18 protein-coding genes are annotated in these 23,982 nt (G+C 54.8%); 5 read left to right on the top strand and 13 right to left on the bottom strand.

Features of this window, described 5'->3' with window-relative positions:
* Positions 1 to 94 precede the first annotated feature (94 nt).
* The 8 genes from lysS to lysA form a co-directional block, all read right to left on the bottom strand.
* Positions 95 to 1,639 carry a lysine--tRNA ligase gene (gene lysS / locus E1H13_RS09775; RefSeq protein WP_169613225.1) on the bottom strand — a complete coding sequence of 515 codons (1,545 nt, stop codon included), beginning with the start codon at positions 1,637 to 1,639 and terminating at the stop codon, positions 95 to 97.
* 158 nt (positions 1,640 to 1,797) lie between these two features.
* On the bottom strand, positions 1,798 to 2,343 hold the full coding sequence (gene pgsA, locus E1H13_RS09770) for a CDP-diacylglycerol--glycerol-3-phosphate 3-phosphatidyltransferase (protein ID WP_169613224.1): 546 nt from the start codon (positions 2,341 to 2,343) through the stop codon (positions 1,798 to 1,800).
* Between the two features lie 417 nt (positions 2,344 to 2,760).
* Positions 2,761 to 4,764 carry an SUMF1/EgtB/PvdO family nonheme iron enzyme gene (locus E1H13_RS27930; RefSeq protein WP_169613223.1) on the bottom strand — a complete coding sequence of 668 codons (2,004 nt, stop codon included), beginning with the start codon at positions 4,762 to 4,764 and terminating at the stop codon, positions 2,761 to 2,763.
* A 6-nt stretch (positions 4,765 to 4,770) separates the two neighbouring features.
* The gene (locus E1H13_RS09760; RefSeq protein WP_206070287.1) at positions 4,771 to 5,157 is read right to left on the bottom strand and encodes a hypothetical protein; all 387 of its coding nucleotides are present in this window, start codon (positions 5,155 to 5,157) and stop codon (positions 4,771 to 4,773) included.
* A gap of 234 nt (positions 5,158 to 5,391) precedes the next feature.
* The gene (locus E1H13_RS09755; RefSeq protein ID WP_169613221.1) at positions 5,392 to 5,604 is read right to left on the bottom strand and encodes a hypothetical protein; all 213 of its coding nucleotides are present in this window, start codon (positions 5,602 to 5,604) and stop codon (positions 5,392 to 5,394) included.
* A gap of 96 nt (positions 5,605 to 5,700) precedes the next feature.
* Positions 5,701 to 6,456: an isoprenyl transferase gene (locus E1H13_RS09750; RefSeq protein ID WP_169613220.1), complete on the bottom strand. Its 756-nt coding sequence runs from the start codon at positions 6,454 to 6,456 to the stop codon at positions 5,701 to 5,703.
* Complete coding sequence (cdaA, locus tag E1H13_RS09745) at positions 6,453 to 7,373, bottom strand: diadenylate cyclase CdaA (RefSeq protein WP_169613219.1); 921 nt, start codon at positions 7,371 to 7,373, stop codon at positions 6,453 to 6,455. The genes E1H13_RS09750 and cdaA overlap by 4 nt, the downstream gene beginning before the upstream one ends.
* Positions 7,374 to 7,543: 170 nt before the next feature.
* Complete coding sequence (gene lysA / locus E1H13_RS09740; RefSeq protein ID WP_169613218.1) at positions 7,544 to 8,944, bottom strand: diaminopimelate decarboxylase; 1,401 nt, start codon at positions 8,942 to 8,944, stop codon at positions 7,544 to 7,546.
* Between the two features lie 200 nt (positions 8,945 to 9,144).
* Between lysA and E1H13_RS09735 the strand changes: the two genes are divergently transcribed.
* Together E1H13_RS09735 and E1H13_RS09730 are read left to right on the top strand one after the other, a co-directional pair.
* The gene (locus E1H13_RS09735; protein ID WP_169613217.1) at positions 9,145 to 9,783 is read left to right on the top strand and encodes a GNAT family N-acetyltransferase; all 639 of its coding nucleotides are present in this window, start codon (positions 9,145 to 9,147) and stop codon (positions 9,781 to 9,783) included.
* A 208-nt stretch (positions 9,784 to 9,991) separates the two neighbouring features.
* Positions 9,992 to 12,457: an ATP-dependent Clp protease ATP-binding subunit gene (locus E1H13_RS09730; RefSeq protein ID WP_169613216.1), complete on the top strand. Its 2,466-nt coding sequence runs from the start codon at positions 9,992 to 9,994 to the stop codon at positions 12,455 to 12,457.
* Between the two features lie 466 nt (positions 12,458 to 12,923).
* Here the strand turns inward: E1H13_RS09730 and radC are convergent, their stop codons facing one another.
* Complete coding sequence (gene radC / locus E1H13_RS09725; RefSeq protein ID WP_169613228.1) at positions 12,924 to 13,655, bottom strand: DNA repair protein RadC; 732 nt, start codon at positions 13,653 to 13,655, stop codon at positions 12,924 to 12,926.
* 126 nt (positions 13,656 to 13,781) lie between these two features.
* Here radC and E1H13_RS09720 point away from each other — a divergent pair, with 126 nt between their 5' ends.
* Entirely contained in the window at positions 13,782 to 14,213 is a 432-nt protein-coding gene (locus tag E1H13_RS09720) for a DUF1824 family protein (RefSeq protein ID WP_169613215.1), read from the top strand.
* Between the two features lie 330 nt (positions 14,214 to 14,543).
* Here the strand turns inward: E1H13_RS09720 and E1H13_RS09715 are convergent, their stop codons facing one another.
* Positions 14,544 to 15,932 (bottom strand): UDP-glucose/GDP-mannose dehydrogenase family protein, encoded by a 1,389-nt coding sequence (locus tag E1H13_RS09715; protein WP_169613214.1) that lies wholly within the window; start codon positions 15,930 to 15,932, stop codon positions 14,544 to 14,546.
* 295 nt (positions 15,933 to 16,227) lie between these two features.
* Positions 16,228 to 17,208: a UDP-glucuronic acid decarboxylase family protein gene (locus E1H13_RS09710; protein WP_169613213.1), complete on the bottom strand. Its 981-nt coding sequence runs from the start codon at positions 17,206 to 17,208 to the stop codon at positions 16,228 to 16,230.
* Positions 17,209 to 17,286: 78 nt separating this feature from the next.
* Here E1H13_RS09710 and E1H13_RS09705 point away from each other — a divergent pair, with 78 nt between their 5' ends.
* Positions 17,287 to 17,814, top strand: coding sequence for a gamma-glutamylcyclotransferase family protein (locus E1H13_RS09705; RefSeq protein WP_169613212.1), 528 nt, complete (start codon positions 17,287 to 17,289; stop codon positions 17,812 to 17,814).
* Positions 17,815 to 18,151: 337 nt separating this feature from the next.
* Here E1H13_RS09705 and E1H13_RS09700 read toward each other — a convergent pair whose 3' ends face one another.
* Together E1H13_RS09700 and E1H13_RS09695 are read right to left on the bottom strand one after the other, a co-directional pair.
* A complete protein-coding gene (locus E1H13_RS09700; RefSeq protein WP_169613211.1) occupies positions 18,152 to 19,612 on the bottom strand; it encodes an iron uptake porin in 1,461 nt (486 codons plus the stop codon).
* 384 nt (positions 19,613 to 19,996) lie between these two features.
* Positions 19,997 to 21,445 (bottom strand): iron uptake porin, encoded by a 1,449-nt coding sequence (locus E1H13_RS09695; protein WP_169613210.1) that lies wholly within the window; start codon positions 21,443 to 21,445, stop codon positions 19,997 to 19,999.
* A gap of 738 nt (positions 21,446 to 22,183) precedes the next feature.
* On the opposite strand from E1H13_RS09695, the gene E1H13_RS09690 reads away from it, so the two are divergent.
* Positions 22,184 to 23,785, top strand: a complete 1,602-nt coding sequence (locus E1H13_RS09690; protein WP_240966565.1) for a SpoIID/LytB domain-containing protein — start codon at positions 22,184 to 22,186, stop codon at positions 23,783 to 23,785.
* Positions 23,786 to 23,982: the final 197 nt, after the last annotated feature.

Here is a 23,982-nt window from a genome sequence, read left to right as displayed (position 1 = left end):
CCCCATCACCCCATCACCCCATCACCCCATCACCCCATCACCCCATCACCCCATCACCCCATCACCCCATCACCCCATCTCCCCATCTCCCCAACTACTCCTCTTCCCGTTCCGGCTTCAACAGGGGAAAGGCAATCACATCGCGAATACTGGGGCTATCGGTGAGCAGCATCACCAGGCGATCGATGCCAATGCCCTCCCCACAGGTGGGCGGCATACCGTGCTCTAGAGCGGTCAGAAAGTCTTCGTCCACACCAGTAGCTTCCAGGTCTCCAGCCGCCTTTCGGGCCGCTTGCAGCTCAAAGCGGTGGCGCTGGTCGATGGGATCGGTCAACTCTGAGAAGCCATTGGCGGTTTCGCGGCCTGCCACAAATAGTTCAAACCGTTCCACCACACCGGGCTTACTGCGGTGGGGTTTAGACAAGGGGGAAATTTCCACCGGATGGTCAATCAGAAATGTGGGTTGGATCAGGGTGGCTTCGATGGTTTGCTCGAATACCTCGTTCAGCAGTTTGCCGATGGAATCGCAGTCTTCTAAACCGTGTAGATGGAGATCTTTGACGGCCGCCTGGGCGTCGGCCAGGCGGGTGAACTGATGAAAGTCTAGCCCTGTGTGCTCTTGTACCAGGTCGTGCATGGTGACCCGTTTCCAGGGGGGAGTCAAGTCAATGGTCTGCCCCTGGTAGGTAATGGTCAGCGTACCGAGAATATCCTGGGCCAGGGTGGTCACCAGGTCCTCGGTCAGGTCCATAAAGTCGTGGTAGTCGGCGTAGGCTTGGTAAAACTCAACGCTGGTGAACTCAGGGTTGTGGCGGGTCGAAACCCCCTCATTACGGAAGATACGGCCAATTTCAAACACCCGCTCAAAACCACCGACCACCAGCCGCTTCAGGTGCAGCTCAGTGGCAATCCGCAGGTAGAGGTCCATCTCCAGGGTGTTGTGGTACGTGGTAAAGGGGCGCGCTTCGGCCCCCCCGGCCTCAGTTTGCAGCACGGGGGTTTCAATTTCTAAAAACCCTCGATCCTCCAGGTAGCGGCGAATGCCAGAGGTGACGAGCGCCCGCTTGCGAAAGGTGTCTCGCACGGTGGGGTTAACAATTAAATCCACATAGCGCTGGCGATAGCGCTTGGCCACGTCCGTCAGGCCGTGCCACTTATCCGGCAGGGGTAGCAGGGCTTTGGTCAAGACCGCATAGGTCTGTACCTTGACCGAGAGTTCCCCCTTCTCAGTGCGCTTGATCGTGCCCCGCACCCCCAGAATGTCACCCACGTCGGTCAACTGCTTCAGGTGAGTAAAGGCCTGGTCGTCGGTGGCGGCCATGGCCGCTTGGATGGTGGCTTTTTCGAGATACAGCTGAATGGTGCCGGTTTCATCTTGCAAGCTAAAGAAGGCCAACTTGCCAAAGACGCGGCGGGCCAGAATCCGCCCGGCCAGAGACACCTCGATGTCAACCTCGTCCCCAGCCTCCAGGTCAGCGTATTTTTCTTGCAAGTCAGCCGTGTGGTGAGTCACATCCCAGCGATAGGCGAAGGGATCTTGGCCGACTTGCTTGAGTTCTTCAACCTTTTGCAGGCGGGCGGCGCGAATATCTTCAAGGCTGGAGGCGCTTTGGCCAGGGCGATGGGCGTCAGAGGACATGGGTAGCGTTAGAAGGGTGGCAATTGACAAACCTTCATTATAGGGAACCTTAGCCCAGGGGCGACCGATAAGTTGGTACAGCCGGCCAAGATTCCAGCGGTCACCTCAGCCCCTGGGCGATGATGTTCGAGGCAGCTTCTGGAATCTGTCCCTATGTTCTACATGTCATCAGGGACAGGGGTTGAGGGCTGTGGCGACGCCATCAGGTAAACCAGCCCCGACCCCAGCGTCAGGGCGACAGCCAGCCAAAAGAGCAGTTGGGTAGGCCGCGCCCAGATCGGGGGCAGGGGGGCAATCAACAGGGCGATCGCGGCGATCTGTACTACGGTTTTGGCCTTACCCCACCAGTTGGCCCCGGGAACCGCGCCCCCCTGCATCGCTGGGTTGACCCGCCAACCGGCGATGGTAATTTCTCGGGCCACAATCAAAAACACCCCCCAGGCGGGTACCTGGTTCAGCTCCACCAGCATTAACAGGGGGGCCAGCACCAGCAGCTTGTCCACCAGGGGGTCGAGAAACTTACCCAGATCGGTCACCTGATTAAGCTTGCGGGCCAGGTAGCCATCCAGCCAGTCTGTCCCGGCGGCCAGCAGGAAAATGCCCGCCGCCCACCACCGTTGGCTAGGGCTAGGAGCCTGGAGTAATACCAGCAGCAATGGCACAGCCAGCAGGCGGGAAACGGTAATCCAGGTGGGAAGATTCATCGCATTTTAGATTCAGGATTTTGGATTTTGGATTTGGACTGACAAGACCAAGCTATACCAATTCCAGCTAGAGACCTGGCGTTTTCCCACAGGCAGAACGCCAGGTCTGGCCTTGAATTTGGTTTAGTTGCGGGTTTCTAGCCAGCGCTCAAAGGATTGGTGACTCTCGTCGCTGGGCCTGCCAGTCAGAATAGTGCATGTTGCCGCTCACACCGCGTGAGAATCCTCAGAGCTAAAACGGAGGCAGCGGCATAAGGTGTTTCTAGCCCACAGGTAGCGCCTCCGTAGATAGATCCCAGGGTTTTTCAAAAACCCTGGGATCTGGAACCCTCGAAACCTTAAAAAAATTTTAGGCGCTTCGCGCCAAAGCGGGAAAAGAGAAGAGAGCAAAGGGCAAGAGGGCTAAAGGGTAAAGGGCTATGTCCCCGCGCCGCCGCACACCACCCGAAAACCAACGACGAAGCCGATGATGCCGTCGGGCGCGAGCCTGAGACGGTCCGCCGACCGGCAGAACTCAGGATTGCTGACCCAGGAACCGCCCCGCAGTATGCGACGGCTTTCACTCTCGCCAGGGACTAGCCACGCACTACCATCCACAGGTGCCCCGTCATAACTATCGTGCCAGTGGTCAGCGCACCACTCCCACACATTGCCGTGCATGTCGTACAGGCCAAAGGTGTTGGGCGGGAATTGGCCGACCTTGGTAGTTTGCTCTCGATAGATACCCTTGGGGCCGTCGCCGTAGGTGTAGTTGCCGTCGTAGTTGGCGAGGTCGGGAGAAATGGTCTCACCGAAGTAAAAGGGTGTGGTGGTGCCGGCGCGGCAGGCGTATTCCCACTCGGCTTCGCTGGGCAAGCGATAGGTGCGCCCAGTTTGCTGGGAGAGTTTCTCGCAAAAGGCCACGGCATCCCGCCAAGAGACTTGCTCCACTGGGCGGTTGGCCCCGTTGTCCGTGAAGTGGCTGGGGTTCTGGCCCATGGTGGCCTGGTACTGGGCTTGGGTGACGGGGTATTTGCCCAGCCAAAACTCTGGCACTGTAACCCTGTGTTGAGGGCCTTCAACATCGACTCCTTTGAGCGAATCAACAAATTTTCCGTACCAGTCGCGCCCTTTTTCGTCTTTTGGCGACCCCATGGTCAAGGTTCTGCCAGGGATTTTTACCAGGTCTAGGGTGACGCCGTTGGCCAGGTCTTCGCGGAAGTATTCGGCGGTTTTGATCGTTTTGTTGGCTACTTCTCCCTCGGGGTTGACGGTAACGACCTCGAACCAGTACGTAGGGGCATCGGAGAGAAAACTTTTGAGCAGGGGAGCAGGGGCGTTTTGGTGCAGAGTGTTGTGCAGGGCGTTGGCGATAGCGGGGCGGAGGTCGTCGTCGGTGAGGTTGAGGCGCTTTTGTAGGGTGCGGAGTTCTCGGAGGGCTTCGGCATCGAGGGGAAAAGCGAAGGCAATTTCGGCCTGGAGCGTGGTGGCGTAGCGCTCAATGTGCTGCTGTTTTTCGCGGTAGGGCTGGAGGACTTCCTGTTCCAGGGCTTGGGCACGTTCGGCAGTAAGGGCCAATTGGTTGCGTAGGATATCCAGGTTGGCACGGGTGGCGGGGCGAAATTGATTGTGGCGAAAGTGGCCCTGGCGGATTTTGGTTTCCAGTTCCTTGCGGTAGCGTCGTTCGGGGTCGCCCAGGGTGGCCCTGGCCAGCACAATATCGCCGCCTTGGTGGCCGTTGAAGATGGCGGGTTCCATGGTGGGGGCAGCGGTTTTCACCTTGGCGCGCACATAGTCGTACAGGTTTTGCACGGAAATGTAGTCTTGGCCTTCGGGGGCGGCGGTGCCCGTTTTCAACCCCTCCACCAGGTAGCGGGTATAGACCGAGAGCGGCTCCCCATCCTGCTCTAGGGCATAGTTACGAGAGGTGGCGGCGGTGAGCACTACCCAGCCTTCGCCCCCAAGTTGGGCGTTCACATCCACCGTGCCGTCATCCATGGTGAGAAAGCCATCGGCAAAGGCCGCCCCAAAGCAGCAGTCGAGGATGATCACCTTGCGCTGGGCATAGCTGCTGCCGATCACTCGCCGGATAAAGTCGGCCTCCAGGGCAGTGCCAGGGTTGAGCCGTCCGTCGGCAAAGAGCTGGGTGGCTTTAGTCGTGAGGTAGAAGTCGCCGCCCATGTCTTTAATGCCGTGGCCCGTGAAGTAGAACAAAGCCAGGTCATCCTTGGCCAGCCCACCAAATACCTCGCCAATTCGGCTACGGGCGGTGCCCACATCAGGATTAGGCAGGGCAATCACCTCGTCAAAACCGCCAATGTTGCCATCCCGCAGCAGGCCCTCCACCGCTGCGATCCCGTTCATCGGGCACTGGAGCGATCGCAGCCCACTGTCTTCAGCGTATTGTCCAACACCAATCAGGAGCGCAACTTTGCGGGGCATGGGCAGCTAGTCCTCGGCCAGTTGTTTGGCAGCATCCACCAGTTTGTCTAGGGTGGCCTCCAGGTCAGCGGGGCGCAGGTTTTTGACGGTAACTGCGCGATCGCCCGCCTTGACCGTAAACTCAATGGGCCTGCCCGGTAGCCGCGCCTGGGCTTCCCGCCCCAGGGTCTTCAGACCGTCTAGGGTAATTTCAGTGGTCAAAATACTCCACAGCCAGGCCGCTCCCATGCCCCCGACAGGAGCATCAGGATCAGCCACCCGGCGTATAGCCTCTACGCCATCAACACCGTGGAGGTCTCGAAATAGGGTCTCGGTCAGGGCTTCTTGCTGAGCGTCAGGTATAGCACCTGCGGATTCGCGCCAGTCAATGGTAAGCCAAACGGTTTGTGTCACGAGCTTCTGTGTCACGGAACAACTAGCTGTGGGTCGCTGTGGGCCCAGGTTCAGCGAAAAATACAGACCTCACGGTAGACAGACAGGTTACTCCTGCAATTTTGGCACAGGTCTATGCCTTAGTCGCGATCTTGGTTAAGTAAGTAAGGTGGCACTGCCCACCACTCAATAGACTATGGCAAAGACCTTTAGCAATAAATGCAGCGATCAGAACGTTGGTATCCAATACCAGCTTCATGACACCATTTCAAAGATGTCATCGTCGGTGTACTCAGCCTGCGCCTTTTGCAAAAGCTGATCTCGCAGCGACCTAAACTGATGCACAAACACAAACTCTTGCAGCGCCATCTGCACCAGACCCTCGGGCGATAAGCCCTCCGTCTCGGTCAGGCGATCTACAGCAGCCCGAAGTTCTGGCGTAAGCAAAATCGTGAGCGTATCTTCCATCGCTTAAGCCCCACTACAACTACACCCAAGATAACAGGGAGACCCCAATGCCAGACTGGGATCTGGACAGTCTGTACCGATGCTCTAGACGTTGCCCTACCCTTTCACCTTGCCGAAGCGACGATCGCGCTGTTGGTAAGCCGCGATCGCCTGGTGAAACTCTGAGGTATCAAAGTCAGGCCACAGGGTATCAGTGACATAAATTTCAGCATAGGCCAACTGCCACAGCAAAAAATTGCTGATGCGCATTTCGCCGCTGGTGCGAATCAGCAAGTCTGGGTCGTGGGTACCGGCGGTATACAGGTGCAGCCCAAACAAGTCTTCAGTGATGTCCTCAGGGCTGAGTTCCCCCTGTTGCACCCGAGCCGCGATTGCCCGGCAGGCCTGCACAATTTCCTGGCGCCCCCCATAGTTTGTGGCCACCGTAAACTCAATGCCATGGTTACCCTGGGTCTGGGTAACCGCCTGGTAGATTTCATTTTGTAGGGATTTAGGTAGCGCTTCCAGGTTGCCCACAAACCGAATCCGTACATTCTCCTCCATCATTTCCAGGAGCTCCTGGCGCAGCACTCGCTCAAACAGCGTCATCAGAAAGTCCACCTCTTCCACCGGGCGACCCCAGTTTTCGGTAGAAAAAGCATAGGCAGTGAGCGCCCCAATGCCCCAATCGCGGCAGCATCGCAGCAGCGTCTTCAGAGTATCTACCCCCCGCCGATGGCCCATAATTCGAGGCAGACCCCGACGTTTGGCCCAACGGCCATTGCCATCCATAATCACAGCCACATGCTGGGGCAGACGATCGGGCTTGAGATCAGCGGGCAAAGCGTAACGTACGACAGGCTTAGTGGTCATTTTTTCTCCCGAGGAGACGAGGAGGGCAAGCGAAACAAGCGAAGCAGAAAAGCAATCACCTGACTGGCGAGCCGCCGCCCTAAGGTGCGCAGCTGAGGTGCGACCGCCTCCCGATCTGCGGTTTTAGAAAACTTAGATCGCAGAATACTGCGCAAGCGGCTGCTGGTCAAAGGCCGGTCTAGAATACCCCGTTCTGCTAGTGATATTGAACCCGTTTCTTCAGATACCACAACACAGACACAATGCTCCACCCGTTCAGTAATTCCCATCGCCGCTCGGTGGCGGGTACCCAACTGGCGCGAGGCCACCCGCTCTGAGATGGGCAAAATCACCCCCGCTGCCACAATCCGCGATCCCCGGATCAACATGGCACCATCATGCAGTAGGGTACTGGTTTGAAAAATCGTCTGAATCAGCTCCTTAGACACCTCTGCATTTAACCGCACCCCAGGCACCGTAAAGTCGCGCTCATCGATAGGTTTATCAATTTCTAAAATTAGTAGCGCCCCAGTCCGGTTTTGAGAGAGCTCCTTCACCGCAGCTACAATTTCGTCGATCACATTGTCAGGCTGCGGCATCGCCTCGCGGGACGGATTCAGCAGTTCCCACACGCGCCCTTGCCCCAGCAGTTCCAGCAGTCGGCGAAACTCCCCCTGCAGCATAAACGCCATGGCCACAGCCGACCCAATCACCAACTTATCTAGCACAAACCCCAGTAGCGCTAAGCCCATGAACTTGCTGAGGGCTGCCGCTAACATCAGGAAAATCAACCCCCGCACCATCCACAGGGTGCGACGATCGCCAATAATTACCAGCACCACATAGCTCAGTAGCAGCACTAGAACAATGTCTAGGGCTTGGAGCACGACCCTAACCCTATCTAGGTTTAACAGCCATTGCTCCCAGAGATAGTTCATGCAGTGTTAGAAAATAGGCCCACTGGGCTTGTCAAATAGCATCGGCGAAGTAGTCCAAACCACCCCCTTCACCTTAACTCTGCCCGTCCCAGACAACTGGGGCCAAAAGAGCTAAGGGCGAGACTGCGGCGGGCTTCCAGGCATCGGGCTCTGATCAAATCAGGGACTGATTATCGCAAGCTTTCAGGCAAGCAGTCTTGACGCAATAAATCAGCCAGAGCTTCCCGGCGAATGATTACGGTGGCGTCCCCATTGTGCACTAAGACGGCCCCCGGGCGAGGAACCCGATTGTAGTTGGAAGCCATACTGTAATTGTAGGCACCCGTGCCAGCAATGATCACCACATCGTCAGTGCGCAGCACTGGCAACAGGGCGTCTTTGATTAGAATATCGCCTGATTCACAGTGTTTCCCAGCTAGGGTAACTGTCTCCGTGCAAGCAGCCCCCATCCGATTACCCACCAGGGCTCGATACACCGATTGATAGGTAATTGGCCGGGGGTTGTCAGACATCCCCCCATCCACAGCCACATAGGTGCGAATGCCTGGAATCACCTTCTGGCTGCCCACTCGGTAAGCTGTTACACAAGCTGGCCCCACCAGCGATCGCCCGGGCTCGCAGAGGAGACGGGGCAACGGAATCTGGTGGGCGTTGCAAGCCGCGACCACACTGTCACAGACGGTTTTCACCCAGGTGTCAATGCTCGGCGGGTCATCGGCTTCGGTATAGCGAATACCCAGGCCACCGCCCACGTCTAACTCGGTCAGGGTGAGTCCATAGCGCTGGGCAGTGACCACCCACTGCGCCATCACCTCGCCCAGATCAGCATGGGGATTCAGCTCAAAAATTTGGGATCCAATATGGGCATGAACGCCTAAACAATTCAGTTGAGGCTGGCTGGCCAGAAACTCAAATACCGCCTCAATCTGATCAGGGTCAAAGCCAAATTTGCTGTCTAAATGACCCGTGCGAATATAGTCGTGGGTGTGGCACTCAATCCCAGGGGTGACCCGCAGCAAAATGGGTACTGGTTTACCCTGCTGGGTCGCCATTTCCCCTAAGGTCTTCAGCTCTAGCCAGTTATCCACCACCACCCGACAGCCCACATCCAAGGCTAGGGCCAGTTCTGCGGCAGACTTGTTATTGCCATGGAAATAAATCGTGTCTGGATTCACCCCGGCGGTGGTCGCTGTCAGCAGTTCCCCCCCCGAGACCACATCAATCCCCAGTCCTTCCGCCGCCGCGATCGCACAAATCGCCAGACAGTTCCAGGCTTTAGAAGCATACAGGACGAGGGATTCCCCAGGATAGTAATCAGCAAACCCTTGCCGATACTGGCGACAGGCCGTTCGCAGGGTATGCTCATCCAGAATGTACAGCGGTGAGCCATACTGCTCGACCAGGTCAACCACATCACAGCCCCCTACAGTCAGATGATCGGCGGCCGTGACAGCGGCGGTCAGGGGCAAAAGCTGTTGATTTGGAGATAACCCGTCGCCCTCGGCGACAGCAGGCAGATACTGGCAGCTGCTCGAAGCAGCACGATCAACTGAAGCAGGGGTAGAAACCATCAGAATACTTTTCAGAATACTTTATGGAGAGGAGAAACTAGGAACAGCACAAACCCTCGGCAAATCCCAGGCCGTAGAGCCAGCGACCCTGGGCCAGAGCCAACGGAACTAAAGACCACGGGACACCCACCAGAACCCATTAAGGTCAATGGGCCAAGATCTCCAGTGTACAATTAAGCACTGTGTCAACTTCCATGACCATGGGCCCAATTTCCTGCCACCCACCGACTGTCGATCAAATTCCGGCCCTGGTGGATTTAGATTTGCGTGCCCTCGGGGGGCTGTGGTCAGCAGATGGCTATCGTCGAGAACTGGAAAGCCCGAACAGTTGCATGTTAGTGCTCACCCAGCATCATAAACGTCTGAGGCCAGGAATTCTATCGAAGTCAACGATGGCCGAACCAGGCGTAGACGAACGTATTGTTGGCCTGGGTTGCTACTGGGCCATTCTTGATGAGGCTCATTTAACTGTTCTAGCTGTAGATCCCCGTTATCAGCGGCGGGGGTTAGGTCAATGGCTGCTGATCCATTTATTAGAAGATGCCTGCCACCGTCGGCCAACCCAAGCAGATGATTGCCCCTTAACTCGTGCCACCCTGGAAGTGCGCCCCTCTAACAGCCGTGCCGTCGCGCTTTATACTGGCTTCGGGTTTGAACCCCTCGGCCATCGCCGTCGCTATTATCCCGATGGGGAAGATGCTTTGATTCTCTGGCAAAATTCTCTGAAAACTAGAGAATTCAAGGAATTGTTGGCGTTTAAGCGCAGCACAGTCAAGCAGCGACTTCAGGCTCAAGGATGGCAGATATCCGCTCAAAAGCAGACGGTAAACCACCCCTAAAGCCTATCCTTTAAGTCGTATTTGAGTTGAGAAAATTAACATCCCTGTTAACTCAATCCCACGACAACGCGTGATCCCAACCTGTATTGATGTTTCTGCGCCGAACCCAGCGATCCTTAGAAAATCAGCTGTTTAGTAGGTCACAACTGGCAATTTTCCCTGTGCTAGAATTTCCCTATCCGGCACGCACCAGGTGATAAATACCGTCATGTTTGAACGCTTCACAGAAAAAGCTATCAAAGTCATCATGCTGGCTCAGGAGGAAGCTCGTCGGCTGGGGCATAACTTCGTCGGCACTGAGCAAATTCTCTTAGGGTTGATTGGAGAAGGTACTGGCGTCGCCGCCAAGGTCTTGAAATCCATGGGCGTCAATCTTAAAGATGCGCGCATTGAGGTGGAAAAGATTATTGGCCGAGGCTCTGGCTTCGTAGCCGTCGAGATTCCCTTCACCCCCCGAGCCAAGCGGGTGCTTGAACTTTCCCTGGAAGAAGCTCGCCAACTGGGTCACAACTACATTGGCACTGAGCACCTGCTTCTAGGATTAATCCGCGAAGGCGAGGGGGTCGCGGCCCGAGTGCTCGAGAATTTGGGGGTTGACCTCTCCAAGGTACGGACCCAGGTGATTCGCATGTTGGGTGAAACCGCTGAGGTATCGGCCGGCGGTGGTCAAGGGCGCACCAAGACCCCTACCCTGGATGAGTTTGGCTCTAACCTGACCCAGATGGCCTCTGACGGTAAGTTAGACCCTGTCGTCGGGCGTCAGAAAGAGATTGAGCGGGTGATTCAAATCCTGGGACGGCGTACTAAGAACAATCCTGTGTTGATTGGTGAACCTGGGGTTGGTAAAACCGCGATCGCCGAAGGGTTAGCCCAACGCATCGGCCATGGAGATGTACCCGATATTTTGGAAGATCGCCGGGTGGTCACCCTTGACATCGGCCTGCTAGTAGCTGGCACCAAGTACCGGGGCGAGTTTGAAGAACGCCTGAAGAAGATCATGGATGAAATCCGCTCTGCCGGCAATGTCATCCTGGTGATCGACGAGGTGCACACCCTAATTGGGGCGGGGGCGGCCGAAGGCGCTATCGACGCCGCCAACATTCTCAAACCGGCCCTAGCCCGGGGTGAGCTTCAGTGCATTGGCGCTACCACCCTGGACGAGTACCGTAAGCACATTGAGCGGGATGCAGCCTTAGAGCGCCGGTTCCAACCGGTGATGGTGGGCGAGCCCAGTGTGGATGAAACGATCGAGATTTTACACGGTCTACGCGATCGCTATGAACAGCACCACAAGCTAAAAATTTCTGATGATGCTTTGGATGCAGCGGCTAAGTTATCTGATCGGTACATCTCCGATCGCTTTCTACCCGACAAGGCAATCGACTTAATTGACGAAGCCGGTTCGCGGGTGCGGTTGATTAACTCCCAGTTGCCCCCCGCAGCCAAAGAGTTGGATCGAGAGCTGCGGCAGGTGTTGAAGGATAAGGATAACGCCGTCCGTTCCCAGGACTTTGACAAGGCTGGGGAATTGCGCGATCGCGAAATGGAAATCAAAGCAGAAATCCGGGCGATCGCTCAGAACAAAGCTAGCGAAGATGCTGGCGGTGAAGATCAGCCCGTGGTCAGTGAAGAGGACATCGCCCATATTGTGGCCTCTTGGACTGGCGTACCGGTCAGCAAGCTGACTGAATCTGAGTCTGAAAAGCTGCTGCACATGGAAGATACCCTGCACCAGCGGCTGATCGGCCAAGACGAGGCGGTGAGAGCCATTTCTCGGGCCATTCGTCGGGCTCGGGTGGGGCTCAAGAATCCCAATCGTCCCATTGCTAGCTTTGTCTTCTCTGGGCCTACAGGGGTCGGTAAAACCGAATTAGCCAAGTCCCTGGCCTCCTACTTCTTCGGTTCCGAAGAATCGATGATCCGGCTGGATATGTCCGAGTTCATGGAGCGCCATACCGTTTCCAAGCTAATTGGGTCACCCCCCGGATATGTCGGCTACAACGAAGGGGGGCAGTTAACCGAAGCAGTGCGCCGTCGGCCTTACACCGTGGTCCTGTTTGACGAAATCGAGAAGGCCCACCCCGATGTCTTCAACATGCTGTTGCAAATTCTAGAAGACGGCCGCCTGACCGATGCCAAAGGTCGCACAGTGGACTTCAAAAACACCCTGCTGATTATGACCTCTAACATCGGCTCTAAGGTGATTGAGAAGGGTGGCGGCGGTCTCGGCTTCGAGTTCGAGCAAGACCAGGCAGAATCCCAGTACAACCGGATTCGGTCCCTGGTGAATGAAGAACTGAAGCAGTACTTCCGGCCAGAGTTCCTCAATCGTCTGGACGAAATCATTGTCTTCCGACAACTCACCAAGGACGAAGTCAAGCAGATTTCCGATATCTTGCTACGGGAAGTGTTCGCCCGGTTGACCGAGAAGAACATCCAGCTGGAGGTGACGGAGCGGTTCAAAGAGCGGCTGGTGGAAGAAGGCTACAACCCCAGCTACGGTGCTAGACCCCTACGCCGCGCTATTATGCGTCTGCTAGAGGACACCCTGGCTGAGGAAATCCTTTCCGGCCGCCTAGGGGATGGCGATACGGCCACTGTTGATGTCGATGACAATGGCAAAGTCACTATCCAGGCGGAGCAGCGGCGAGAGCTAATTTCAGCTGAAAGCTAACCGCAGTCGCTGACTCCACTGAGTCACACACAACACAGGCTAGGTTATACCCAGAGGGATGGAGAGTTTTCTCCGTCCCTTTTTTGCAGGCCCCAGCGACCATCGTTAGAGAGGTTGCTTCAAGTCTTAAATTTAGGGTTAGCAGATGTAGAGATTTGTTGGCATCAAGGTCCGAAATCCCCTCCTTTGGAGGCCTGCGCTGAGCGTGTCGAAGTGGGTAGGGGTGGGTCAAGCAAGCCCGAAGAAACCCACCCCGCCCTCCGGGCACCCCTCCGTGGGAGGGGATGAAAGGTCCTGACGTGTTGAAGCAACCTCCCTGAAGATCCAAGACTTTTGCAAAGCACTTACCCTAATTTTTAGTCTTGACAGACCACTAGTGGTTTGTCAGGACAGATTCCAGGGTGCTGTCCTGGGATGCTCCAAGGTTTATAACTAATCATCTAAGCAAGGCCCTGGGGTCTTGAGCCTAAGCGGCCTGGGGCGTCTCTTGCCACAGCTGGGTTGTCTGACGCAGGCTGCGGTAGTCGCCATTGCCGATAATCAAGTGATCTAGCACCGGAATCGATAAAATCTGTGCCCCTTGCAGCAGTTGCCGGGTCAAGGATAAATCCTCTGGGCTGGGGTCGAGGTTGCCGCTAGGGTGGTTATGGGCCACAATGCAGCGCACCGCCCCATGGCGAATCACCTCTTTGAAGATTTCCCGAGGATGGGCCAGGGTTTCGGTGGCCGTGCCAATGGTAATCACCTTCGTGCCCAGCAACCGATGGCGGATATCCAGCAAAACCACCGCAAATCGCTCTTGGGCTTGCCACATTAGCTCATGGCTTAAGGCTGCCGCCGCGATCGCCGGATCGTCGACAACCGTTTTTTCAGGCGGGATCGCTTGCAAAACTCGCTTACCTAACTCAATGGCCGCTAAGATTGTAGTGGCTTTAGCTGGACCCACCCCAGAAATCTGAGTCAAGTCATGAGCTGTGACATCTCGGAGGGCACTGAGGGGGTCCCGCTGGTTCTGGCCCATTTGCTGCAGAATCAGTTGACCTAACCCCACGGCAGAGAGCTTTCCCGATCCCTGGCCAGTACCCAGTAAAATGGCCAGTAGCTCTGCTGTTGAGAGGCTTTTAGCCCCAGAGGTCAACAATCGCTCCCGGGGGCGATCGCTTTCAGGCATATCGGTCATGCGCACGTGGTAAGTCATTTCAGCATCCTTAGCGATGGGCTGTTTGGCCATCTTTTCCTGGCCCATCTTTGCTTGATTTAGTAAGCCCAACCTTGCCACTCAGTAACACGTTTATCCGTTAACCGCCCTACTGTTTCTATTGCTATGTCTGTTATCCCCCCAGTTCCATCCCAGGATCAACTGTCCACCATCCGCCAACGGCTGAATCGATTTAGTTGTCTAAAGACCCCGGCTCAGCTCACTCCGGCAGAAATTGACCAGGTCAAAGCCGACTTGCAGTGTTTCAACGAGTGGTCTGAGTATCAAACCTTAGGCATTTGTGCTGACTCTCTGACAGAGGGAAAAACCGCCATGGAAAGCTTCTTAGCCGCTTTGGGGGTGACCGTCAACCTTGACCTGCCCGAACGCCAGGGCCCCATCTACCTTAAGTTCAATACCTTGAAGGGCGCTTGGTACCTGGATGACTACAGCGGCAATTCCCGGGGTGTACTGATTACCTTCCACACCACCGAACCAGACATGGCTGAGCTAGTCGGCACCTATGGGCCACTGCCATTGGGGCTATTTTCAGCCTGAGGCCCAGGGCAAGTGCGCAACCCGCTACAAAATGCCCCGCTTATCCAAGCGGGGCTATCCTAAAACCCGTGAAAGGGCGATCGCTGATGCCTAGTGGCAGGTCAATTCTAAATTTGTAGGTTGGGTGGCGCGCCAGCAGAACCCAACAAGGCTGACTGCTGTTGGGTTACACTGCGTTTCACCCAACCTACGGAACCCCAATTTTTAGTCTTGACGTCGCACTAGAGCATTGGCATTGGTACAGACTGTCAAGATCCCAGGATTCTTGGGCTGATTAGCTACGTTTTTTGAGGCATTCAGGGACAGAACCCTGGGATCTGTACCGGCGTACTAACGGCCAATCCCCAGGTATTGGAAGCCGGCTCGCATGATTGATTCTCGATCGAGGAAGTTGCGGCCATCAATCATGATCGGGCTACTCATGCGCTCTGCCATGGCGGCATAGTCCAACTCTTGAAACTGGTGCCAGTCCGTGACCAGGACCAACGCATCACAGCCGTCGGCCAAATGGGCCGGGTCGGTTTCCACAATTACCCCACTGAGGCCATGGCGTAAGCCACTTTGGGATACGATCGGGTCATAGGCTTTGACTTTCGCCCCTAACCGATTCAGTTGCTCAATCAAAATCAACGAGGGAGCATCCCGCATGTCATCAGTGTCGGGCTTAAAGGTCAACCCTAGTAGGCCAACCGTCTTACCCTTGAGAATCTTCAGCACCTGCTGTAGTTTTTCCAGGGTGATTTGCCGCTGCCGCTCGTTGACAGTAACCGCTGATTTTAGCAACTGGGCGTCGTAACCGTAATCATCAGCGGTGTGAATCAACGCTGCCACATCCTTCGGGAAGCAAGATCCGCCCCAGCCAATGCCGGCCTGCAAGAATTTCTTGCCAATCCGCGAATCTAGACCAATACCCGCCGCCACCTGGGTAACGTCAGCGCCAACGCGATCGCAGATATTGGCCACTTCGTTGATAAAGCTAATCTTGGTAGCCAAGAAGGCATTCGAGGCATACTTCACCATTTCCGCCGAGCTCAGGTCAGTTACCAGCACCGGGACGGCCTCACCCGCCGGATTTTCGGAAAACTGGCGATCGACAATCGGTTGATAGAGTTCCTGCATCATAGCGATCGCCCTGGAGCTGTTGCTGCCCAAGACAATGCGATCGGGGTTAAAGGTATCGTAAACCGCAGAGCCTTCCCGCAGAAACTCAGGATTGCTAACCACATCAAAATCGGCGATTACCTCAGGGTGGGTGGTTTCTGGTACCCCACCGGCTGGCACAGGCACCTGCTGACGCTCAGCGACGCCATCTAAAACAATCATCCGCACCCAGTCCCCAGACCCAATGGGTACGGTGGATTTATTAACAATCACCTTGTAGCCGCCGTTCAGGTGACTGCCGATGCCCTTGGCCACGGCTTCCACGTAGCGGGTGTCACTTTCGCCAGTCGGTAGAGCAGGGGTACCCACGGCAATAAACAGCACCTCCCCATGCTCAACTCCAGCCTTCAAGTCCGTCGAAAACTGGAGATGCCCCGCCGCCATAGAGGACTGCATAATCTCAGATAGCCCCGGCTCAAAAATGGGGGACTGTCCAGACTGCATCAACTTTACTTTTTCTTCATTGACATCAACACAAATAACATCGTGCCCCACATGGGCCAGGCAAACCCCAGTTACCAAGCCCACATAACCAGTACCAATAACACATACGCGCATAACTTATAAACCTCAATAACGATAAAGGCTAATTCAACACCACTACAAGCATTAAAAAGTAGGTGAGTTAGTAACAAATGACGTCAATGCAACTAAACAAACCCGCTTTACACAATCTTTGGACACTTAACCAGCTTTAGCAGCCCCCAATTTAAGTCAGGATACTGACCTAGCCTCCCCTTGACAGCCTGAATTAGGCTATGAAAGCTCAGTACATTTGGAGCATTACCCCAGCTTTAAGTTGCAAGATTTCCCATCAGGGTCGTCTAATCAATCAAACGCTCAAGGCTATGCATCAAGCTTGAGCAACAGATAGTAGGGTTGTTTGAGAACTGTCAGTAGTGCTAGCCTTTTCTAGGCGCTCCCGAAAATCTTGAATGGTCCATTCTAAGCCTTGGCTTAAGGGCACAGAGGGGGACCAGTTCAACAAGGTTTTGGCTCGAGTAATGTCAGGCTTACGCCGTTGAGGATCATCCTGGGGCAGGGGTTTATAGACCAATTCAGCATCAGGGTTGACCATAGACTGTACTGTCTGGGCTAATTCTAAGATGGTGTACTCGTCAGGGTTGCCCAGATTCACAGGACCAATGTAGTCACCATTCATCAGCCGCATTAGTCCGTCCACAAGATCGGATACATAGCAGAAGCTACGGGTCTGAGCCCCAGTGCCGTAAATGGTCAGGGGAATGCCTTGTAGGGCCTGCACCACCAGGTTGCTAACGACCCGGCCATCGTTTTCTAACATCCGTGGGCCATAGGTATTGAAAATCCGGGCAACCCGAATATCCACATTGTTTTGCCGATGATAGTCAAAGGCCAGGGTCTCAGCTACCCGCTTGCCTTCGTCGTAGCAGCTACGAATGCCAATGGGGTTAACGTTACCGCGATACTCTTCGGACTGGGGATGCACTTCCGGATCACCATAGACCTCAGAGGTGGAGGCCAGTAGGAACCGGGCCTTCACCCGTTTGGCTAACCCCAGCATATTCAGGGTGCCCATGACGTTGGTCTTAATGGTTTTGACCGGGTTGTACTGATAGTGCACCGGCGACGCTGGGCAGGCCAGGTGGTAGATCTGGTCGGCCTCTAAGCGAATGGGTTCAGTGATGTCATGGCGAATCAGCTCAAAGTAAGGATGACCCAACCACTTTAAAATATTGCGTTTATGGCCTGTGAAAAAATTATCCAGGCAGATTACCTCATGCCCTTCAGTCATTAAGCGATCAATTAAATGCGAGCCGATAAAACCAGCTCCACCTGTTACCAGAATTCTCATATAACTAGAACCATGACTATGTTTCTAAGCCGCATAGCTTAATAGGCCCTAGTTTACTATCCTTAAAGGAAGATCTGCTTGGGCCAGCTTGCCGATAGTTCAATTCTACATATCAGAACAAATCTTTATAAAGCTTGTTCGACCAATCCTGTTTACTGGCAGCCTGCGATGACGTCACCTGAGTTTCAACTTTTTGTCTATGGCACGCTCAAGCCGGGGGAGGGAGCCTTTGAACAATTCTGCCAGCCCTTCACCCCTGATCGACAACTGGCTATGGCTCCTGGACGCCTATACCGTCTGCCGTTAGGATACCCAGCCATGACCTTAGAGGAGGGGTGGGTGCAAGGGGTTCTTCTCACGTTTGGTAATGCGGCGATCCTGACAACCCTGGATGAGTTCGAAGAATATTACCCGGATAACCCCAAGGCCAGCGAGTATCAGCGTTTACGCCATGGTGTTTACAATCTGGAGCAAACGTTTTTAACCCAGGCCTGGGTATATACAATGTCGCTGGACCGTGTTCAAGCCTTGGGCGGACGATGGTTACCTGAGGGTTACTGGAGTCAAGCTGTATCAAAGGAAACTCCGCAGGAGAACCCGCCCTAAAGAGACCTGAGTTCGACAGCGAATGTTGCTTGAGCAACGAGTCTGATCGTCCCCTCCTGGGAGGGGTAGGGGTGGGTTAATCTCGGGCTAGGATGCCTTTTTCCGTATTCAGCAGTTTACTTTCTGTCGCCAATTTGACCCACCCCGCCCTCCGGGCACCCCTCCAAGGAGGGGACGTGACCGACTTTTCTGCTGCATGAGATTCCATCAAACTGACGTTAAAAAGAGTTTCTTTCCTGGCCACATACTTGGTAGAAAACACAAAAGCTCAGCTAAACAAAGCTGAGCTTTTGTGCATCAGGTAATCTGACTAATCATCTAACTAATGATGACTAGCTTAGAAGCTAAAGGTCATCCGCAGAGCACCGTAGAAACCAGTGTCGTCAGGCCCACCCAGGTTAGCTTCACCGTAGATCAGAGCCGGGGTCAGGGTAATGAACTGGCTCACGGGGATCTCGTAGTAGCCTTCTACAATCCAGGGATTGTCAAGATAGCCTGCCAGCTGAGGCAGCTGACCACCATAAACACCCAACTGGCTACCTTCCATCAGGAAGTCGTTGAAGCCAAGGCCCGCAGTCCAGCTGAAGTCATCCCCGCCGTTGAAGTCGGTCCAAGCAGCATGACCAGCCACAAAGAAGCGACCAAAGTCAAGGTTCAGCAGACCGGCAAAGGTATCAGTGCGACCAAAGGCACCACCTTCAAAGCCTTCAGAGTTGTCGCTACCGACATAGGCGATACCGGCATTCAGGAAACCCTCAGGCAGGAAGCTGAGCTGAGCGATGTAGCTTTGACCCTGGGCCGCAGACACACCGATTGCAGGGTTGGTGGCACCACCAACATTGCTGGTGTTGTAGCCCAAGTCGAGGATGATGCTGTCAGTCAGGGCAAAATTGAGGCCAACCCCAGCAGCATTGCCAGGTACGCCGCCAGCACTATAGAAAGAAGGCAAGCCAGCATCAGCTACGGAAGGACCATCGAACGGAACGATGGTGCTGGTGACCCAGTCATCCCCAGCCAGACCTGTAGCGGACAGGGTGGCGTTGATCCGGCTGCCCAGAGGGAAGCTGTAGTAGAAGTTAGTGACATCGACGTTGAACCCGTCGCCACCTGCATTGGCTAGACCGCCAACAGGATTAAGGAAGCTGCCGTCGCCACTCTGCAAGCGAATGCGTAGCAAGTCTTCGCCAGTGAAGCTGGTATCAAAGTTTAAACGAGCCCGGGAGGCAACGCTGACGCTGTCTTCAACAATGCCACCAGTGTCAAAGGTGTCGAAGGGAGCACCGAGATGGAAGTCAGCTTGACCCCGCAATTTGGTGGTGGTGGAGAATTGTTGAGCCCGCAGTTCGGCGGTTTCAGCTTCTAGAGCGTCCACCCGGCCCCGCAGGGTCGCCAGTTCAGCCTGGAATTCTTCTTGCAGACGGCGAATGGTGGCCAAGTCTTCTGGGTCAAGGCCGGCTTGGGAAATTAGCACAGCCATCACGTCTAAACAGGCGTTTAGACCAGCGGCAAACTCAAAACGAGTCATGCTGCGCTGACCCCGGAAGGTACGATCCGGATAACCTTGGATACAACCGTAGTTTTCGACCAAGCTTTGCAGTGCTTGGAAGGCCCAATCGGAGGGCAGCACATCGGTCAATTCGGACACACTGGTAATTTGAGCCAGTTGTACAGGCTCTTGGTCAAAGCTGACCACAGACTCGGAAGCAGATTCAGCGGCGATCGCAGTACCGGAAACGGCAAAGGCCGCCCCCATGGCTGCTGGGACTGCCAGCAAAGATTTCCAAAGTAGCTTAGACATTAGTTTAGTCTCTCCTCACACCTTTCAAGAAGGTTAAACGTTTCCCAAACAATGAGGTCATCGGATGACCTGCGATTTGAGCGAACAAATCAAGCGCCTAGAAAACAGAACGTTACTAGTGCTACATGCATTCAAACACGATACTAGCAGATCACTATCGTCTCGGCTAGATCGATTTTTGCCATCGAGCCAACGCACCCTATGACGAGGCTTAAGGACCGATGTTCCCGGCATGTGGATTTTATTTTTCGCTTGATTCGGGCTTGGTTTACCTTCGATGGCTGGAGGTATGGGTTAGGAGAGATCCAGGAGGCTGGCAGTTTAACCAACAGCCTCCTGAGTTAGGGGTTTAGCGATAGAGGTTAGCCAGGCAGCAAACCATCACTAGAACCGGAATGTAGCTCGCAAAACACCATAGAAGGTGGTGTCGTCAGGGCCACCCAGGTTGGCATCGCCGTAGATCAACGCTGGGGTCAGGGTGAGAAACTGACTTACGGGAATATCGTAGTACCCTTCTACAATCCAGGGATTATCCAGGAAACCATCGGTTTGAGGCAGTTGGCCCCCATAGACCCCAAACTGAGACCCTTCCATTAAGAAGTCATTGAAGCCGATGCCAGCGGTCCAGCTAAAGTCGTCGCCGCCATCAAAGTCGGTCCAAGCGGCGTGGCCAGCAATGAAGAAACGGCCAAAGTCAAGATTCAGCAGACCTGCAAAGGTATCGGTACGCCCGGGTGCCCCTCCCCAGGTGGGAGCTGAGTTATCGCTACCAATGTAAGTCACCGCTGCATTCAAGAAACCTTCGGGCAAAAAGTTGAGCTGAGCAATATAGCTTTGCCCTTGGGCCGCCGTAATCCCCCGGGCTGGATCGGTTGCGCCAGAGTTGGCAGAGGTATATCCCAGGTCGAGAATGATGCTATCGGTGAGGGCAAAGTTGATACCAATCCCAGCTCCATTGCTGGTGCTACCCCCAGCGCCATAGAAGGCAGGGGTAGAGGGATCGGCCACCCCAGGTCCATCAAATGGCACAATGGTACTGGTGACCCAGTCATCATTAGACAGGCCCCGAGCGGCAATGGTGGTGGTGATTCGATTACCCAACGGGAAACTGTAATAGAAGTCATCAATGGCGACATTAAAGTTGCCATCGCCACCATTTGCTAACCCACCGAAGGGAGCTAAGAAATCGCCACTACGCCCCTGAAGCCGAATTCGCAGGCGATCGCGACCGGTAAAGCTGCTGTCAAAGTTGAGCCGCGCCCGAGAGGCAACGCTGACGCTGTCTTCCACAATGCCGCCAGCGTCGAGGGTATCGAAGGGAGCGCCGATATGGAAGTCAGCCTGGCCCCGCAGCTTGGTGGTGGTCGAGAACTGCTGAGCCCGCAGGGTAGCGGTTTCCGCTTCCAGGGCATCCACCCGACCACGCAGGGTAGCCAATTCTGCCTGAAACTCTTCTTGCAGGCGGCGAATGGTGGCTAGGTCCTCAGGGTCAAGGCCAGCCTGGGAAATCAGTACCGCCATCACATCCAAACAGGCGTTGAGACCAGCGGCAAACTCGAAACGGGTCATGCTGCGCTGACCCCGGAAGGTGCGATCCGGGTACCCCTGGATACAGCCGTAGTTTTCGACCAAACTTTGCAGCGCTTGGAAGGCCCAGTCGGAAGGCAGTACGTCGGTCAATTCGGACACACTGGTAATTTGCGCCAGTTGTACGGGCGCTTGGTCAAAACTGACCACAGGGTCGGAAGCAGATTCAGCCGCGATCGCAGGTCCAGATACAGCCAACGCTGTCGCCGGAGCGGCCAACAAAGCCGTCAAAAATACTTTCATCATGTCAAACGTTTCTCACTCCTCACAAAAAGAAAGGACGCCGGGGCGAGTCTGGGTGCCGGTAAGTACAGACCACCACTCACCCCAAAAAGGGTCAATAGCACGCACAAATCAACCTTTTTCTGTCCTTAAATAAACCTACCAGGAGTTTATTTCTCAGAGGTAAAGGCAATATTAAGCGATGCAGAAGAAATCTAGATCGAGTCTTTAGGCAAGGTTAAGAGTCTTAATTAAGGGTTGTGGGAAAACTATGCAGATCAACCACTTAAGCCCATCTTTCACAGACTAAAACCACGACATAGAAGGCTCAGTCCCCTCTTTGCCAGGACCTTTCCCATCAGCTAATAGTGATAAATAAAGGTTAAGCTAGTGGTCTATCAAGGCTAAACATGAGGGCGATTACTTTGCAAAAGCCTTTCATATTCAGCGGGGTTGCCCCAATGCAGCAAGAATTCACGTCTCCTCTCTGGGAGGAGGTATAACAGAGCATCCTTCCCGGGGAAGCGACGGCATGAAGCCAAGTTTTGCTGCTGTTTTTTGGGCCAGCGCTGTTGCTCCACGCCAGCTACCACTGTGTAAGATAGTTGGGTTGGCCCTGCTGAAGCCGATGCAGTCAGGTTAGGGCAGGAGGAAGCGTGGATAGGGACTATGGTCTGGACTAGGGGATGCTGGAGCTTGGGAATCAATTATGGCCAGCGATTTCTGGGGCGGCGGCGGTCGTTAAGGAACATATGCGGTGCTATGGGCGGTATTGCGATCGCCTTAACCCCTTGGTCAGTGGCCCAGGGGCAAGCCGCTCAAAACCCCATTATCGAGGTGGGGGTGGTGCAGCGTTTCGGGGAAAATCAAGGGGATGGTTTAACCATTGAGGCGTTAGCTGGAGAGCAACTGACCTTAACGTTTTCAACCCATGGGCAAACCCAAACAGTGACCACCCCTAAGCTAGTGCTGGGTCTGGTTCCCGAGGCACTTCCCGAAGCCCAACTGCGAGAGCGGGTGGTTCTGAGTACCCATCGCAGCTTTGAGAGTGCTGAACATAGTGCCCAAGAGTGGCGACAGCGAGGGATTGATCCAGAAATTGCCCAGCCAGACGGCTGGGAGGTTTGGGCAAACCGAGAGGTTTATGCGACCCCTTTGGTCCGCCGATTATTGGTCAATGACTTAAGGGATCAAGGATTTGCCGAGGTCTTCTTAGACAGTCGTGTGATCAGTCAGGTGCCCAAGGCGTTTTTTGAGGCGAATGGCTACCGCTATCACCGGGAAACACTCGACATTCGCGCCTCTAGCGGCCGAATTCGAGTCCATAAAGGGGGTAGCCCACCGGTCACTCGGCTCTACGGTGGCAGTCTCAGGTTACAACCCAACACCTATGGCACTTATACCCTAGTCAACGATGTCCCGATTGAAACCTACCTGCGAGGGGTTGTTCCCCACGAAATTGGGCCTGGGGCACCGATGCCCGCCATTGAGGCCCAAGCGATCTTGGCCCGCACCTATGCCTTGCGCAACCTGCGCCGGTTTGAGATTGATGATTACCAACTCTGTGCTGATACCCAGTGCCAGGTGTACTGGGGGCTAGGGGGTACAGCCACCAACACAGACCAAGCGATTCGAGCCACCCAAGGGCAGGTGTTGACCTACGAGGACGAGTTGGTCGATGCTCTCTATTCGTCCACCACCGGGGGAGTCACTGCCGCCTTTAGTGACGTTTGGAATGGCCCCGATCGCCCTTACCTCAGGTCTGTTGTGGATTCAGTCCAGGGGGTGTGGAATCTGAACCAATTTCCATTGAATAACGAGGACAGCATTCGAGCTTTTCTGGCCCTGGACGAAGGCTTTAACGAAGACACCTGGCGACTGTTTCGCTGGCGCTATGAGAGTGGCCTGGCAGAAATTGCCCAAGATCTGAAGGGTTACCTGGGCCGTCGGCAGCATCCCTTGGCTCACCTGACCCAAGTCCTGGAATTGCGGGTGGCAGAACGGGCCACATCAGGGCGGGTTCAGGTGCTGGAGATTGAAACAGACGTCGGCGTCGTATCCCTGGAAAAAGACGAGATTGTTCGGGTGATGGCCGCCCCCCGGAGTTTGTTGTTCTATTTAGAGCCCATTTATGCTGAAACCAGCGATGGCAATTCCTCCCCTGGGGTTGCTCCTCAGCTAACGGGCTATGGCTTTGTGGGTGGCGGCTGGGGCCATGGGGTCGGCATGAGTCAGACTGGCTCTTATCGATTAGGTAACCTGGGCTGGAGTCACGATCGCATTTTGCATTTTTATTATCCTGGTACTACCCTACAACCCTTCAACAACGCCCTGACCCTCTGGCGCGACCCACTTCAAGACTAGGCCGTAGGCCACACCTTACCCGGCCCAGACATGTTGTATAACTGAACATTATCCACTCAGAATCTACGCCAGGTCGCTGAGTCTAAGGGGCATCAGACTAAGGGGCATCAGACATATTGGGGCACACTGAGGCTATAGGTTGTTGGAACCACAGCCTAGGTTCAACCGAAACCTGTGGCGTTTGTCATTTCCAGGCC

It is taken from the genome of Nodosilinea sp. P-1105, assembly GCF_012911975.1.
In the GTDB taxonomy this organism is placed as follows: Bacteria; Cyanobacteriota; Cyanobacteriia; order Phormidesmidales; family Phormidesmidaceae; genus Nodosilinea.
This window is presented reverse-complemented; position numbering and strand designations above follow the sequence as displayed.

What these genes read in the sequence shown, in the direction of transcription:
- lysS (WP_169613225.1), bottom strand. Translation starts at nt 1,639, where the DNA reads ATGTCCTCTGACGCCCATCGCCCTGGCCAAAGCGCCTCCAGCCTTGAA.
- pgsA (WP_169613224.1), bottom strand. Translation starts at nt 2,343, where the DNA reads ATGAATCTTCCCACCTGGATTACCGTTTCCCGCCTGCTGGCTGTGCCA.
- E1H13_RS27930 (WP_169613223.1), bottom strand. Translation starts at nt 4,764, where the DNA reads ATGCCCCGCAAAGTTGCGCTCCTGATTGGTGTTGGACAATACGCTGAA.
- E1H13_RS09755 (WP_169613221.1), bottom strand. Translation starts at nt 5,604, where the DNA reads ATGGAAGATACGCTCACGATTTTGCTTACGCCAGAACTTCGGGCTGCT.
- E1H13_RS09750 (WP_169613220.1), bottom strand. Translation starts at nt 6,456, where the DNA reads ATGACCACTAAGCCTGTCGTACGTTACGCTTTGCCCGCTGATCTCAAG.
- cdaA (WP_169613219.1), bottom strand. Translation starts at nt 7,373, where the DNA reads ATGAACTATCTCTGGGAGCAATGGCTGTTAAACCTAGATAGGGTTAGG.
- lysA (WP_169613218.1), bottom strand. Translation starts at nt 8,944, where the DNA reads ATGGTTTCTACCCCTGCTTCAGTTGATCGTGCTGCTTCGAGCAGCTGC.
- E1H13_RS09735 (WP_169613217.1), top strand. Translation starts at nt 9,145, where the DNA reads ATGGGCCCAATTTCCTGCCACCCACCGACTGTCGATCAAATTCCGGCC.
- E1H13_RS09730 (WP_169613216.1), top strand. Translation starts at nt 9,992, where the DNA reads ATGTTTGAACGCTTCACAGAAAAAGCTATCAAAGTCATCATGCTGGCT.
- radC (WP_169613228.1), bottom strand. Translation starts at nt 13,655, where the DNA reads ATGACTTACCACGTGCGCATGACCGATATGCCTGAAAGCGATCGCCCC.
- E1H13_RS09720 (WP_169613215.1), top strand. Translation starts at nt 13,782, where the DNA reads ATGTCTGTTATCCCCCCAGTTCCATCCCAGGATCAACTGTCCACCATC.
- E1H13_RS09715 (WP_169613214.1), bottom strand. Translation starts at nt 15,932, where the DNA reads ATGCGCGTATGTGTTATTGGTACTGGTTATGTGGGCTTGGTAACTGGG.
- E1H13_RS09710 (WP_169613213.1), bottom strand. Translation starts at nt 17,208, where the DNA reads ATGAGAATTCTGGTAACAGGTGGAGCTGGTTTTATCGGCTCGCATTTA.
- E1H13_RS09700 (WP_169613211.1), bottom strand. Translation starts at nt 19,612, where the DNA reads ATGTCTAAGCTACTTTGGAAATCTTTGCTGGCAGTCCCAGCAGCCATG.
- E1H13_RS09695 (WP_169613210.1), bottom strand. Translation starts at nt 21,445, where the DNA reads ATGATGAAAGTATTTTTGACGGCTTTGTTGGCCGCTCCGGCGACAGCG.
- E1H13_RS09690 (WP_240966565.1), top strand. Translation starts at nt 22,184, where the DNA reads ATGGGCGGTATTGCGATCGCCTTAACCCCTTGGTCAGTGGCCCAGGGG.